Raw genomic sequence first — 13,508 nt, 5'->3', positions numbered from 1 at the left:
GGCCGGTTTCATTGCGCATACCCTTCCCGGACCCAGGTCCGAATACTCGCGATTTCACATGCGGGCAACGCGTTTCCGCCTTTGGGCATCGGACTGTATGGAGCCACCCGCTCGACTGAGCCGAGTAACTGTCCCGACTGTCCGGCCGCGACAACCGTGGCATAGCTGGTCAACAGCACATTGCCGCCGGGGTTCGAACCGCTATGACATCCGACACACTTGTTCTGCATCAGCGGAGCGATAGTATTGGTATACGTCACAGCCGAAGTGTCGCAGTTGGCGCTGTTGCAAACATTATTCTGGGCTCCCTGCGCGATCCAGGTATAGACCAGGTCGATTTGCGCCTGGGAAAGTTGCGGTTGACCTGCTGGTGGCATACGGTCATCAGGATCGCTATCGATCAATACTTCGAACAACTTACTGTCGGAAGGGTCGCCGGGCTGAACCTCGGCGGTTGCCAGGATGTTGGTATAATCGGTGAGTTGCACGCCGTCTTCCGGATCGTTTGCGTCGTGACAGTTGCTGCTCGCGCAATTCCCTTGTAACAAGGGAAGGATCGTGTTTTGAAAGTAGACGGTATTCGGGTCGCAGTCGCTACCACTGCCATTGTTGCCGCCACCGCTGTTGTTGCCGTCGTCACTGTTCTTCGGCACAACCTCGGCTTCGTGCTTACAGGATGTCATCAATAACATCATCGTCAGCAGAATTGCCGTCCCCGCGATCAAGATATCTAGCAGATTATTTTTTCTCATCGAAGCCATTCCGATTCAATCTTGCCGTAAAACTACGGTCGGCACTGCAGGGGCTTGAAATCAAGCTTGCCGAACGGGAATTATCAGGCTTTGAACCGGTATTGGATGGGATAGACAATGGCGCAGAGATTCCAAAGATGGGGTGCAATTCTGGCGGCTACTTGAAAAAGAGGCGAAAAAGAGGTGAAATGCTGGAATTTCATCCTTTATTCAAGATTCCCCCGCCAGCCATTCTTTAAATAAGGGTGAGCGCTCGGTACTCACGATCGTGTCGCCTTCCGAAGGCGGGCGGAGTGTGATTTTTACCCGACTTTTTGAAAAAGCGTACATCTGATCGATCGATTCTATGCTGACGATGAACTGCCGGTTGATACGGAAAAAACGCTTGGGGTCGAGCAATTCTTCCAGCCGGTCAAGATTCTGGTCAACCGGGTAGGTTTGATTATCGCGCGTCCGGAGGTAATTGATCTTGTCTTCCGTATAAAAATACATGACCTGGTCCACATCGATCGCTTTGATCTTATCGCCGAATCGGATGAGGAACCTCCTTTTGAATTCCCGGACGGGCGCGTTCGGTTGTAATTGCCGAATCAGCTGATTCAAATCCGGGAGCATGACAGCCGCCTGGGTCTTGTTGAACTTTTCCAGGGCGCGCGTCAGTTCTTCCCGCTTAACCGGTTTGAGCAGATAGTCGATACTATTCACGCGAAACGCGTCAAGCGCGTATTGATCGTAGGCGGTCGTGAAGATGACTGGAGCGTTCACCTCGGTCTGACGGAATATCTCAAAGCTGAGACCGTCGGCGAGTTGAATGTCAAGAAAGATCAGGTCCGGTGCCGGATGCGCGCTTAACCAGTTCACGGCCGCCGCCACGCTGTCCAGACGCGCAAGGATTTTCGCACTGGCGGCAGCTTCCGACAGCAAGCCTTCCAACCGCTCGGCTGCCGGGTCTTCGTCTTCAATGATCAGGATGTTCATGACGGGTTGATGCGTTGCAGGGGCAAACATACACGAAATTCATGCGCAGTCTGCTCTATCCGTACGGGCTCTTCGATCATGAGACTGAATCGCCGTTTGATGTTTTCCAGGCCCAGGCCGGTGGAAGGCTCGTGTTGGAGACGTGGCTGCAGGTTGTTGGTTACACAAAGTGAATTTCCTGCCAATGCTATCGTAATGTTCAACGGCAGATCACGCGAAACGACATTGTGCTTGATAGCGTTTTCGGCAAGCAGTTGCAGGGTCATGGGTGGAATAAGAAAGGCCCTGGCATGCTCCGGTTCCACCTCGATACGGACATTCAGATTATCACCGTATCGTTTCTTCTGGATCGCGATATAATTCGACAACAATTTCAATTCATCTTCCAGCCTGACTTGCGGCAGGTCGCGGTTGGAAATAATGTCACGGAAAAAATCAGACAGTTGCTCCGTGTATTCGGCCGCTTTCTTCGGATCTTTTTCAATCAGGTTCAACAGGGTGTTGAAGCTGTTAAAAAGAAAGTGCGGGTTGACCTGGCTGCGCAGGGTCTCGAGTTGGAACATGATACGTTCCTTTTCATAGCGTTCGATCTCCCGCAATTGCCGTTCGCGACGCTGGACGAACCACCAGATGCCCCCGACAATTCCGGTGGCCAGCAGGATGCGGAACCACCAGGTCTTCCAGAACGGAGGTTCGACCACGAAGTGATAAATGTATTCCGGCGAACGCAGGAAGCGATTGTTCAGCGATGTCCGGACTCGGAACGTATAGCTGCCCGGTGCAAGATTGCTGAACCAGGCTGCCGGTTCATGGCTGAATTGCCATTTGTCACTCAATCCTTCGAGCTGTATGGCATATTGGACTCTCCCGGGATCGGCATACCAGATGCCGGAAAACTCAAAGCGAAAATTGTTTTCATCATAGGCAAATCGTCGCCGCTCCCAAAAGTTGACCGGATCGGGATATTGTATGATGTGTTCCAGCGCGGTGGGAGGGAACGGTCGGTCGCCCGGGTTCGGTGGTTCAAGGACCAACAGTCCCTTTTCCGTGCCCAGCCATACATTCCCCGCCTGATCAAGACAAAGCGTATTGGGGTCAGGATTCAGATCGTTCATTAATTCGTCTGGCCGGAAGGGGGAGAAGGTGCCGGTCGCGGGATCGAAGCGATCCAGCCCGTTGGCATGTACAACAAGCAGCGATGTGTCGGGAAGGGCTAAGATGGCACTTAGGCTTAGGTCGGTAAGACCGTCCGATATACCATATGCATGCAAACTATCCTGGCGTAGGGCCGCTACTCCGCCATCGATGCAATTGACCCAGAGGACGCCGGCAGCGTCTTCACATATTCCCAAAACGCTATTGCCGGGAAGACCCGCTGCCTGTGTGTACTGCTTGAGGCTCCCGTTCGCATATCGGTACAATCCGTGTTCATCGCTGCCGAGCCATAAGGCACCCTGACGATCGAGGTGACTGCTGTAGATATAAATCCCGGTCAGGATTTCGAGCGCTGGTTCCGGAACGGATGCGTACTCCACTTTCCCATCGTGAAAAGCCAGTTTCAAATGGTTCACACCGCCGAATCCGGTGACCCAAAGGTCTTCGCCTCTTCCCGTGATGGAGAGGATACTGGCATTCTGCAATTCAGGGATTTCGGTTACCTGCCGGACCTTTCCGCTTCCGGGATCGAGTCGGAAGACGCCTTCGCCAAGTGTTCCGGCCCATATACCGGCTGAAGGATCTTCATAAAGCGTGACGATGTCGGTTAGCCGTTCCGGACTGGTAATCTCATAACGATGCAGCTGCAGATCGTTTCCCAACGGATGAATGGAATACAGTTGCTGATCCGGGCTGAACCATATCCTGCCGTCCGAAGTATTCAGGATACAATGGATGTGGTGCAGGGCATGTTTGCCGGCCTGGTTCAACACCCGCAAATTCTCACCGGTACAGCGTATCAACTTGTTCCCGCTGGCGATCCAGACGTTACCTGCAGGATCCCGGAGCATTCCGGTTACTCGCCATGAACCGGTTGATTCCAGCGTGGTCGGATCTCCTGTCGAACCGATTCCTTTGAAAGGTAGTCGCTGTATACCGGCGGTTTCGGTGCCAACCCACAACTCTTCTCCCAATGCGCAGAGCGAATTGACCTGGCTCGGTATGCCGGCGGGATACCCTGTAGTTCGTGATAAAGTTTTCAGGCGAAGGTCGAGGAACAGGACACCTCCCTCCTGAAAACCGATCCAGTATCCGCCCTTGACCGGACAAATGACTCTGACGATATCATCGGTAAGGCCTTCGGCGCGGCCGATTACGTTTATTTTCTTCGTGCTGTCACGTACCGTGACATGGGAAATTCCATTATCCGTCCCGGCGATCACACCGTTTCCAGGTCCGAGTACCAGCGAGTACCAGTAATTGTCACTGAGGCCATCATCGGTATCCACATTGTACAGTCTCTTCCCGTTCCAATAATAGATCCCTTCTCCGTGTGTCGAGAAGAAAAGGGTTCCATCGCGTTCCTCCACGATTCCACTGATGGCGACTTTGGGAAATCCCTCTTCCGGGACAAAGGCTTCTTGCTGATAGTGATGCAGTCGAAGGATGATTCCCTTATCCGTCCCCGCCCACATGTGTCCCTGACGATCCTGTGCAAGAGCGGTCACGGACAGATTTTTCACACTGTCGGCCAGATAGGGGCGCTTGAATTCAAGCCCGTTGAAATAGAATAAGCCGTCTTCCGTACCCAACCAGAGTAAACCCTGTCGGTCATTCGCCATGCAGAGAATACGGGGTTTCAACCTGCTTTCGCGTAACTCGTATTGCCGGAAGAGCGGCGATTGTGCCCACCCCGCAAGACTGCAAACCAGGATGGCTGTAACTAACAGAAGCTGAATGTGAATTCTTTCGCGCAGAATCATTTCATTGCCTTGATCGTCAGTTCTGCACGCACGGTGATGTTGATCTCGGACGCGATCTTTTCGTGAACCACCTTGGGTACTTTGATCGAATGATCGGCCAACAAGACGGTAAATTGGGAAACCAGGTGCAACACGCCGTTACGGATTTCGATCTTCGCCCGGATGATACGTTCCTGCTCCACACCGTGGATTTTCAATTTCCCTTTCGCGCGAACGGCATACGTTCCATCGGTAGCGAGGTCGATGTCTTCGATGATCTTACCCGTGAAAATTGCTTCCGGAAATTTTTCTGACTCCAGGTATTTTTCGTTGAAATGCTCCTGCTGAAGCGCCGAATTGAATCCGCTGAAGGTTCTGATCAGAACACGGAAAACGAATGAATTCTTGTCGGGGCTGATAAGCCCTTGTAAATGGTCGGATTCCGCCCCGATGATTTCCTGCGGGGCGTCGGAGCGGAAACTGATCGATCCCTTACTGGTATAATAGTAGTTGGATCCCTGCCCGGCAGCCTGAAGTGTCAAGCTCAGCAGCAGCAATAGGCCCAATAAGGTCGGGGGTTGCAGCCGTCGGCAGGTCGCGTTCATGGGAACGGAAGTTAGTGATTTCCGGAGTAGCTACGGAAACAAGGGGGCATCGCCTGTGCTTTCCAGATGAAAAAGCATCCTCGAGGTTGCTCCGCTTTGCGTTCGGATGTAATTCGCGCAATGATCTCCGGCGGTTTTCCGGGCGTGCTCATCGAGCAGGAAATGCCGAAGGGCTGCGCTCAATTCCTCCGTAGAGCGAATGGATTGTGCACCCCGAAGTGCGAGAAGTTCGCGCGCCTCCCGAAAGCGATCATAGTTGGGCCCGAACAGTACCGGGGTACCCCAGACCGCTGCCTCCAGTATGTTGTGAATGCCATTGCCGAATCCTCCGCCCACGTAGGCGACGGTTGCGCATCGGTAGGCGCGGGACAACTGTCCCATGGTATCGAGCAGGAGTACCTTGTACGAAGCGATGTTGGCTGTCTCCTCGAGTTGCGTATAGCGGACGACAGCGTCTTTCCCGAAGGTCGCTTGTATCCTGCTCAGGCAATCGTTCAGGTGCGATTCATCGATTTCGTGCGGCGCGATCAGGAGCCGGACATCCGGTAATAGATTGTCAGCCACTGCCGGTAAAAGGATCCGCTCGTCCTCCGGCCAGGTACTTCCGGCCACGATGACCCTGTCTCCTCCGCGCCATGCTTCAAGTTTGGGGTCCGTTTCTGCTGAAGCGGCGATGGAGCCGACACGGTCGAAACGGGTATCGCCTGCAACGATCATCTTTTCCTCGGGTACACCGACGTTCCGCAGCAGGTCAAACGAATTGGTGTCCTGCAGGAAGAGTAGGTTGAAATTCCCGAGCGCATTACGGAATCTTCCGCCATACCATTTGAAGAAAACTTGTCCCGGGCGGAAAATGCCGGATACCAGAAAAACCGGAGTGCCGGATGTATGCAACGCTGAGAGATAGTTAAGCCAGAACTCATACTTCACGAAGAAAGCAGCGAACGGTTGTACAAGCTGTACGAACTTTTGCGCATTCCCGGGTGTATCGAGTGGGAGATAGGTGACATGGTCGGCACCGGAGTAATTTTTCCTGATCGTAAATCCGGAAGGCGAAAAGAAGGTGAGCAGGATCCGGTATTCCGGGTGCCGTTCCCGTAGTGATTCGATCAGCGGTCTGCCTTGCTCGAATTCACCAAGTGAAGCGCAATGCACCCAGATCCACGTCCCACCTTTCGCCTCGATCGCCCGCTGTAGGGTGGACGCCCATTCAGCACGTCCGCCGGACCAGGCAAGGGCTTTTTTATTTCCGAGCAAGGCTGCGAGCCGGATACCGGCTCCGTAGAGGAGAATTCCCAGGTTGTAAAGAGCGTACATCAATTATAATAGTAAGCTCGGGGCGACCGCCGATAAAGCGGAAACAACCAACCACCACGGATGCCGAAAAATAAGTCGTTGCGCAATCGATCATCCTGCTCCCGGGTATCGAAATTGAATCGACGCAGATTATGGGTGAATCCCCGGGTTACTTCCACGCCCAGGAAGAAGTTGACGAGTCGCTTGTTTCCGAAATTGGTGTAACCCGCAAAGCCGGTGAGCGCGAATCCCCCCGTCAGCCGGTCATACCCTTTCAGGTAGTCTCCGCTCAACGCCGGAATGGCTTCCGATTTGTTGTCGATGCGAATCTTGTGTTGGATCCAACCGGCTCCCAATGTCAGGGTGATGCCGGAGTTGGGGTTCGGACCGATTACGGGAAATATCCTGCCGGCCTTCAGGTCGAATTTCATGCCCCGCTCGTAGAGGAGTATGTTCGCGAACTGACCGTCCAGACCGGTGATAGCGCCGGAACTGTTCAGGAAATAACGTAAGAGGCCTTCATCCTTGACGTCGGGGCCGAACAGAAAATACCCGTCAACTCCGAACAGGAAGTTCGTGCGTGTCTTATATTGGAAGGTGCCGCCGATGTTGAAATTCGTCCCGAACCGGTCCGATAGATCACCACCGGGCGACTGAACGCCGACGATCGCGCCGATCATGGTCATGGAGATGCTGGAATCCCGCACACTTTTCTGCGCGGAAGCACTTCGGCCGACGACTGAACACGCCAGCACTAGCAGGAAGAGCCGGAATTGGCTGAAGCGGAATCGATATTCGGTTGTCACGTCGCGGAGGTGGGAGGTGAGTGCAGGAAATCGCCGGAAGCGCCGCGCGGAATAGTGAGCGATTTGAAATTGCCGGCTCGGATTTGTTTGCAAAGGTACACGATCTGACCGCTGTGGTAAGCGTAGTGTACCAGTTGCCGCTGAAGTGCGCGTATGACCGTGTGCGGTTCGTTGCGGATATATACGGTCTGTGTGAGCGAGGCGGAGGTTAGCTGTCCCAACGTATCGAACAGGATCTTCCAGGAGGTCTCCCATTCCGATAAGAGGACTTCCCGGGAGATGCCGCTGTCCACGAACTCCGCGTCGCGGTTGCGGTCGGGTTTTTCTCCATCGGTCGTCAGGAAGTCCGTAAAGCGGCTCCGGAGATTGCCGGATATATGTCGAAGAATAATGGCCACCGAGTTGGATTCCGGATCAGACGACCAATGCAATTCCTCATCCTTGATCTGGATAATGGCTTTCTCGGACGTGCTCTTGATGCCTTTGAAACTCTTGAGGCATTCCAGCAGATAGATTTCACCCGGATCACTCATGAGGTCTTGACTTGCAGGTCATCCGCGTTGAATTGGTACGGCAGGAAATGCTGGATACTGTCGGCGACCAGGACTTTTCCGGACTCGCCCACCATGATGAGCCGGATCGGTTGCTGATACCGGTGCTCGTATTCGGCGATCGCTTGTCGGCACGCGCCACAAGGGGTGATGGGTTTGTTTACGTGGAAGTGATTGGAGTTAGCGGTAATGGCGAGGGAGAGGATGCGGATGCCGGGATAATTCGCGCCTGCCGCAAAGACGGCTACACGTTCCGCGCAGAGCCCGATCGGATAGGACGCGTTTTCCTGGTTGTTGCCCCGCAGGATGACACCGTTTTCCAGGCGCAGCGCGGCGCCTACCTGAAAATGACTGTAAGGTGCATACGCCTGACCAACCGATTTCCGGGCTTCCGCGACTAACAACCGGTCCTGCTCGGGTAGATCGGAAATGTCATCGTACTCCGTAAAGGTCGATTGAAGTTGGATCTCTTTTTTCATGGAAGAGCGAATGTAGGAAGACGACGGGAGACTGGGTAGAGAACGCGTAGGCAATTGTCGGAAGGAAGTAAGTTTCGGCAAGGATTTTGCCCTTCCTTTAACAACATTTCGGGGCGCCTTTCCGTATATCTCTGACCGAACGCCATATCCTGGTCCACAATGGCGGATAAATTCAGCATATTTGCAGTTGCCTATTAATAGAAATGATCTGATAATGAGAATGTTACATAATATCAAGTCAGTTTTAGCCGCGCTGCTGATCGTCTCCGGCCTGTTTCTCTCTTCCTGCGATAAAGATGCGGGTGAGGGGGGGACTTCGACTATCAAGGGCAAGGTGATGGTGTATGATTATGACGCTTCTTTCCAGGCTTGTCAGGACACGTATCCGGCCTTCAAGGAGGACGTCTACATCATCTACGGAGATGACCGGTCGACCTATGACGATAAAATGGAGACCAGTTACGACGGCAGCTTTGAATTCAAGTACCTGCGCAAAGGGAAGTACAAGATTTTCGCCTATACCAAGGACACGACCGGTGCTTCCAACGGCACCTATAACGATTCCCGCCCCAGGCTTCCTTCGATGGTCGAAGTGGAGATCACTTCCAACCGGTCCGAAGTCGTTGCTAAGGATATCATCATGCTCGACAATAATCAGTAATGCGAATGTACAGGATGTTATTAGTGTCGTTCCTCGTGATCGGCACAACGGTTCAGGTATCCGCGCAGAAAAGCAAGGATGCCAAGAAATACAAGCTCAAAGCCGCGAAGATTACCAGTACGATCACGCGTGATGGGAAAGAAGTTACCGTGGTAGAACTGGATGAGCGGTACGATTCGGAGGGCAACATCATCGAGGAGGTGGACTTCGATTCCGAAGGCGCGTTCAAATCGAAAATCACCCGGACCTTCAACAAGGCCGGTGATCCGACCGAAGAAGCCTACTATACGAGCGACGGGAAATTGAAAAAGCGGCATGTCATGAAATACAATGCCGCCGGCGATAAGGTGGAGGAACAACGCTTCGACGCCAACAATGTGTTGCAGGAAAAGTCGGTCTATACGTACAATGCAAAGGGCGAACGGACGGCGGAGATCGTACTGGATGGCAAGAACAATACGGTGGAGAAGTCGCTCATGATCTACGATGCCAAGGGCATGCGGATTGAGCGTAAGACCTTTGACGCCAAGGGTACCCTGGTGGAAACGAAAAAATATCAATACGAATACTGATTCCGTGATCGCGCTCGATACACTGCTGGCTCCGTTCGATCCGATCTCCCTCAAGCAGATGGACAATGTCAAACTGCTCGACCGGGTCGATACGAAGTTCATGTTTCGCGAGGAACTCCTCCCGGCCATTCTTGAGCGAATGCGCCCGGAATATTATGTCCTGGAGATCAACGGGCAGCGCTACAATCACTACGAGACGCTCTACTTCGATACGCATAATTTCGGCCTCTACCTGCGCCACCACAACGGCAAGCTCAACCGCTTCAAGTTCAGAGCCAGGCGGTATGTGGAAAGCAACCTGCACTTCTTCGAAGTGAAATTCAAGAACAACAAGGGCCGAACGATCAAGGACCGCATCAAACGCCCCGAGATCTCTCCCGTGATCGCGGATAAAGCCGAGGAGATGGTACGCAGTGCTTCCAATGTTGATCCCTCCACACTCCGCGCGCAGCTCTGGGTGGATTATGTCCGCATCACGTTCGTATCCAAGACTTCGCAGGAGCGTCTCACGGTCGATACCAGGCTGACGTACCGCAACGACGGTCATCAGGTCGACTACAACGGTCTCGTGATTGCCGAAGTGAAGCAGGGGAGCGCCCGCGATAAGAGCGTATTCGTCGACCTGATGCGGGAGCATTCCATTCCCCAGCGATCCATCAGTAAGTATTGCCTCGGGGTCATCAGCCTGAATCCCGACGTAAAGAGAAACAGATTCAAACCCACGCTTTTATACCTCCAAAAATTACTTCGTGCATCATGAATGACGCAATGACCGGCTTCGAATTATTCGACAAGCTTTCCGACAAGTTCTTCATCCGCCTCCTCATCGACATCGTCTCGATGCTGGTACTGGTGCGTTTGATCTATTTCCGGATCTACAAGAAGAAAGATTATCTCTTCACCTTTTTCCTGTTCAACATCATCATCTTCATCATCACCTACCTGCTCAACAAGGTGGATATGTCGATGGGAGCTGCGTTCGGACTTTTTGCCGTCTTCAGCATGTTGCGCTACCGTACCGAGGGCATTACGACGAAGGATATGACCTACCTCTTCATCGTGATCGCGATCGGATTGATCTGTGCGGTAAGTAAGGCGACCTATTTCGAACTGGGTGTGATCAACCTCATCCTGATCGGGTTCACCTATGCGCTGGATGGAAACTGGTTGGTGCGCAACGAGATGATCAAGACGGTACAATACGAGAACATCGATCTGATCCGTCCCGAGAATTACCAGTTGCTCCTGGAGGACCTCCGGAAGCGTACCGGCCTGAATATCCACCGTGCCAGCATCAACAAGATCGACTTTCTGAAAGACATCGCGGTGGTAAAGGTGTATTACTACGAAGACACCGTGCGCCATTCCAAATGATGCGGAGTATCCGGCTGTTCGTGTTGGCCCTGTTGATCGGCTCATCGGCTGCTGCCTTTGAGCCGGACAGCGATTTTGGCGCCTGGTTCAGTGTTAACGTTCAGAAACGCGTCACCCGCACGTTTTCGCTGAACGTCAATCCGCAGGTGCGTTTTAACAGGAACCTGGCTACCGTTGACCAATACATGGCGGAGCTTGGCGGCGAATTCCTCATCACGCGGAACTTTCGCGCTACACTGAACTACCGCCTGACCGAGAGCAACCGGCTTGATTATTTTTCCACGCGTCATCGCGTATTCCTTGATCTGAGTTATAAGCAGAAGTACGGAAGAGTGGTCATAGGACTCCGGGAACGCATTCAGTCCCAATTCAAGGATGTCTATTCTAGCGACCTAGGAAGATATCCGGCCTGGTACCTGCGTACCCGCTTGTCGTTGAAATACGATACCGATCTTTCCTGGAAGCCCTATGCGAGTACCGAGATCTTCTACCGGACCCGTGACCTGGAAAATCCCGGTAATTCAGTGGATCAATACCGATACGAAGTGGGGATTGATTACTCCATCACCCAGGACCAAAGCCTGAACGTGTTCTACATGTTCAAACGTAATCCGGAAGACCGTGTTTACAACGAATACATCACGGGTCTCGGCTACAGCATCACTTTTTAATCAGGCTTTTTTCAGCAGCAGTGCTACCGCGTAAGCGGTTACGCCTTCTTCGCGTCCTACGTACCCCATCTTTTCATTCGTGGTGGCTTTGATCGAAAGGTCCGAAGCGGGAATCTCCAGTACTCCGCAAAGCGATTCCAGCATGGCTGGGATGTGCCCGGCGATCTTGGGTCGTTCGAGGCAAAGCGTTGCATCGATGTTCCCGATCTGCCAGCCTTTGCTGTCGATCAGGTCGCGTACCCGCCGCAGGAGGATCTTACTGTCGATGTTCTTGAACTCGGTGGACGTGTCTGGAAAGTGTTTGCCAATGTCGCCCAGGGCCGCAGCGCCCAGCAATGCGTCGCATATGGCGTGAATGAGTACATCGGCGTCCGAATGACCGAAAGCTCCTTTCGTATGGGGTATGTGGATGCCGCCCAGCCAGAATGGGTGGTCTTCCTTCAATTGGTGAACGTCGAATCCGAAACCGATACGCATGGATCTTGCTTTTCCCCAAAGTTAATCAATCGACTGCAGACCTATCCTAAATGCAAGAGGCCGTGCTGTTCAACAGCACGGCCTCTTGAGTATGGTTGGGAAGAAGCTTATTCTTCAGCAGCTTCTTTTTTCAATCCTTCGAAATCGAAGATGAGCGTGAAGCGGAGTGTGTTCTCCAACGGGTTGCGTTGCGTCGTCGGGATCAGGTAGGCGAAGTCAAGGCCGAACACATTGTAACGAAGTCCGGCACCGATGGTGAAGTACTTACGGTTGCCCTTGGTAGCCGCTTCGTGGAAGTAACCGGCACGGATGGCGAACTGCTTGTCGTACCAGTATTCGGCGCCGATTGAATACGTGAATTCTTTCAACTCTTCTTCGAAACCGGCCGGAGCATCCGACCAGGAACTGAAGATGGCTTGCGCCGGAGAGATGTTGGAGGGGTCTTTGCCCGCGCGGATCACTTTGTTTCCGGCGGCGTCAAGACTGTCGGAGCCGATGGAATTCTTCCAATAGACCGGAGGAGTGGGTACGAGGAGCTTGTTGATGTCTACACCGAACGAGATAGTGTTGTAGCTGTCGAGGTCGACTTTCAGATTCGATCCCAGGCGGAAATTCATCGGGATGAAATCTTTCGCTTTGGTGTCGGTATAGGAGATCTTGGCACCGATGTTCGAGATGTTCAAACCGAAGGCCAGGATAGCATCCTTGTTGGAAAGGTCGATCTTCTTGTTGTAATAGCCGGAAACGTCGGCAGCGACCGAACGGCCGGGACGCGTCTGGATCGTGTTGTTCTGAATGGCGATTCCGCCGGTCAGGTTCGAGTAGATATAACGGAGTGCAAGACCACCCGAGAAGTTCTCGCCCAGTTTGCGTGAATACGCGAAGTCCAACGCCCATTCGTTCGGATTAAAGGAACCGAGCTTTTCGGCATTATCGTTGGTGAAGTCGATGTTACCCAGGGAGAAATAACGAAGCGAACCCGCGATCGCCTGATCGTCCTTCAGCTTCTTGTAGCCGGAGATATACGCCAGGTTGATGTCGTTCACCAGGGCGCGCAGCCAGGGGGTGTAGGAGATGGAGAAACCGACGTTCTTTTCGACGAAGGCAAGTTTAGCGGCATTCCAGTGAATGGAATTGGCGTCAGGGCTCGTCGCGACACCGTAATCGCCCATGCCACCAGCGCGGGAATCAGGTGCAATCTGAAGAAAAGGAACCGCCGTGGTGATCGTATTGATCTGCCCAAGCAACGAGTCCCGGAAGGAACTGATTTGCGCTTTGGCCGGAAGGCTGAATACACCTGCGGCCAAGGCTGCAAAAACAGCCTTTTTTCTGCTAAAATTCATGAGTTCAGTGTAAGGGTCGGCAAATATACGTGCTGGTACCCAAAAT

General features: G+C 53.0%; 15 protein-coding genes. 5 read left to right on the top strand and 10 right to left on the bottom strand.

Going from position 1 to position 13,508, the window contains the following annotated elements:
- Positions 1-8 precede the first annotated feature (8 nt).
- The 8 genes from IPJ96_11695 to cdd form a co-directional block, all read right to left on the bottom strand.
- Complete coding sequence (locus tag IPJ96_11695; protein MBK7910992.1) at positions 9-695, bottom strand: hypothetical protein; 687 nt, start codon at positions 693-695, stop codon at positions 9-11.
- A 267-nt stretch (positions 696-962) separates the two neighbouring features.
- A complete protein-coding gene (locus IPJ96_11690) occupies positions 963-1,730 on the bottom strand; it encodes a response regulator transcription factor (protein ID MBK7910991.1) in 768 nt (255 codons plus the stop codon).
- The gene (locus IPJ96_11685; protein ID MBK7910990.1) at positions 1,727-4,507 is read right to left on the bottom strand and encodes a histidine kinase; all 2,781 of its coding nucleotides are present in this window, start codon (positions 4,505-4,507) and stop codon (positions 1,727-1,729) included. Before IPJ96_11685 ends, IPJ96_11690 begins: the two co-directional genes overlap by 4 nt.
- A gap of 137 nt (positions 4,508-4,644) precedes the next feature.
- A complete protein-coding gene (locus IPJ96_11680; GenBank protein ID MBK7910989.1) occupies positions 4,645-5,232 on the bottom strand; it encodes a YceI family protein in 588 nt (195 codons plus the stop codon).
- 30 nt (positions 5,233-5,262) lie between these two features.
- Positions 5,263-6,549 carry a 3-deoxy-D-manno-octulosonic acid transferase gene (locus IPJ96_11675; protein ID MBK7910988.1) on the bottom strand — a complete coding sequence of 429 codons (1,287 nt, stop codon included), beginning with the start codon at positions 6,547-6,549 and terminating at the stop codon, positions 5,263-5,265.
- Positions 6,549-7,334 (bottom strand): hypothetical protein, encoded by a 786-nt coding sequence (locus IPJ96_11670; protein ID MBK7910987.1) that lies wholly within the window; start codon positions 7,332-7,334, stop codon positions 6,549-6,551. The genes IPJ96_11675 and IPJ96_11670 overlap by 1 nt, the downstream gene beginning before the upstream one ends.
- On the bottom strand, positions 7,331-7,867 hold the full coding sequence (locus IPJ96_11665; GenBank protein ID MBK7910986.1) for a DUF1572 family protein: 537 nt from the start codon (positions 7,865-7,867) through the stop codon (positions 7,331-7,333). The genes IPJ96_11670 and IPJ96_11665 overlap by 4 nt, the downstream gene beginning before the upstream one ends.
- Positions 7,864-8,364, bottom strand: a complete 501-nt coding sequence (gene cdd / locus IPJ96_11660; GenBank protein ID MBK7910985.1) for a cytidine deaminase — start codon at positions 8,362-8,364, stop codon at positions 7,864-7,866. Before cdd ends, IPJ96_11665 begins: the two co-directional genes overlap by 4 nt.
- Positions 8,365-8,584: 220 nt before the next feature.
- Between cdd and IPJ96_11655 the strand changes: the two genes are divergently transcribed.
- The 5 genes from IPJ96_11655 to IPJ96_11635 are packed head-to-tail and all read left to right on the top strand — an operon-like array spanning position 8,585 to position 11,642.
- A complete protein-coding gene (locus IPJ96_11655; GenBank protein ID MBK7910984.1) occupies positions 8,585-9,025 on the top strand; it encodes a hypothetical protein in 441 nt (146 codons plus the stop codon).
- Between the two features lie 5 nt (positions 9,026-9,030).
- On the top strand, positions 9,031-9,597 hold the full coding sequence (locus tag IPJ96_11650; GenBank protein ID MBK7910983.1) for a hypothetical protein: 567 nt from the start codon (positions 9,031-9,033) through the stop codon (positions 9,595-9,597).
- 4 nt (positions 9,598-9,601) lie between these two features.
- Positions 9,602-10,357 carry a polyphosphate polymerase domain-containing protein gene (locus IPJ96_11645; GenBank protein ID MBK7910982.1) on the top strand — a complete coding sequence of 252 codons (756 nt, stop codon included), beginning with the start codon at positions 9,602-9,604 and terminating at the stop codon, positions 10,355-10,357.
- A complete protein-coding gene (locus tag IPJ96_11640; GenBank protein MBK7910981.1) occupies positions 10,354-10,971 on the top strand; it encodes a DUF4956 domain-containing protein in 618 nt (205 codons plus the stop codon). Before IPJ96_11645 ends, IPJ96_11640 begins: the two co-directional genes overlap by 4 nt.
- The gene (locus tag IPJ96_11635; GenBank protein MBK7910980.1) at positions 10,968-11,642 is read left to right on the top strand and encodes a DUF2490 domain-containing protein; all 675 of its coding nucleotides are present in this window, start codon (positions 10,968-10,970) and stop codon (positions 11,640-11,642) included. Before IPJ96_11640 ends, IPJ96_11635 begins: the two co-directional genes overlap by 4 nt.
- Here the strand turns inward: IPJ96_11635 and IPJ96_11630 are convergent, their stop codons facing one another.
- Together IPJ96_11630 and porV are read right to left on the bottom strand one after the other, a co-directional pair.
- On the bottom strand, positions 11,643-12,119 hold the full coding sequence (locus IPJ96_11630; GenBank protein MBK7910979.1) for a 2-C-methyl-D-erythritol 2,4-cyclodiphosphate synthase: 477 nt from the start codon (positions 12,117-12,119) through the stop codon (positions 11,643-11,645).
- A gap of 107 nt (positions 12,120-12,226) precedes the next feature.
- Positions 12,227-13,462: a type IX secretion system outer membrane channel protein PorV gene (gene porV / locus IPJ96_11625; protein MBK7910978.1), complete on the bottom strand. Its 1,236-nt coding sequence runs from the start codon at positions 13,460-13,462 to the stop codon at positions 12,227-12,229.
- Positions 13,463-13,508: the final 46 nt, after the last annotated feature.

It is taken from the genome of Bacteroidota bacterium (genome assembly GCA_016713765.1).
Lineage (GTDB): Bacteria > Bacteroidota > Bacteroidia > AKYH767-A > 2013-40CM-41-45 > Pollutiaquabacter > Pollutiaquabacter aromativorans.
Note: the sequence above shows the minus strand (reverse complement) of the source record. Positions and strands in the feature narration are given on the sequence as shown.

Excerpts from the sequence above, each read along its gene's own strand:
- IPJ96_11650 (MBK7910983.1), top strand. The coding sequence starts at position 9,031 with ATGTACAGGATGTTATTAGTGTCGTTCCTCGTGATCGGCACAACGGTT.
- IPJ96_11690 (MBK7910991.1), bottom strand. The coding sequence starts at position 1,730 with ATGAACATCCTGATCATTGAAGACGAAGACCCGGCAGCCGAGCGGTTG.
- porV (MBK7910978.1), bottom strand. The coding sequence starts at position 13,462 with ATGAATTTTAGCAGAAAAAAGGCTGTTTTTGCAGCCTTGGCCGCAGGT.
- cdd (MBK7910985.1), bottom strand. The coding sequence starts at position 8,364 with ATGAAAAAAGAGATCCAACTTCAATCGACCTTTACGGAGTACGATGAC.
- IPJ96_11630 (MBK7910979.1), bottom strand. The coding sequence starts at position 12,119 with ATGCGTATCGGTTTCGGATTCGACGTTCACCAATTGAAGGAAGACCAC.
- IPJ96_11635 (MBK7910980.1), top strand. The coding sequence starts at position 10,968 with ATGATGCGGAGTATCCGGCTGTTCGTGTTGGCCCTGTTGATCGGCTCA.
- IPJ96_11695 (MBK7910992.1), bottom strand. The coding sequence starts at position 695 with ATGATGTTATTGATGACATCCTGTAAGCACGAAGCCGAGGTTGTGCCG.
- IPJ96_11665 (MBK7910986.1), bottom strand. The coding sequence starts at position 7,867 with ATGAGTGATCCGGGTGAAATCTATCTGCTGGAATGCCTCAAGAGTTTC.
- IPJ96_11675 (MBK7910988.1), bottom strand. The coding sequence starts at position 6,549 with ATGTACGCTCTTTACAACCTGGGAATTCTCCTCTACGGAGCCGGTATC.
- IPJ96_11655 (MBK7910984.1), top strand. The coding sequence starts at position 8,585 with ATGTTACATAATATCAAGTCAGTTTTAGCCGCGCTGCTGATCGTCTCC.
- IPJ96_11640 (MBK7910981.1), top strand. The coding sequence starts at position 10,354 with ATGAATGACGCAATGACCGGCTTCGAATTATTCGACAAGCTTTCCGAC.
- IPJ96_11685 (MBK7910990.1), bottom strand. The coding sequence starts at position 4,507 with ATGGCGAATGACCGACAGGGTTTACTCTGGTTGGGTACGGAAGACGGC.
- IPJ96_11680 (MBK7910989.1), bottom strand. The coding sequence starts at position 5,232 with ATGAACGCGACCTGCCGACGGCTGCAACCCCCGACCTTATTGGGCCTA.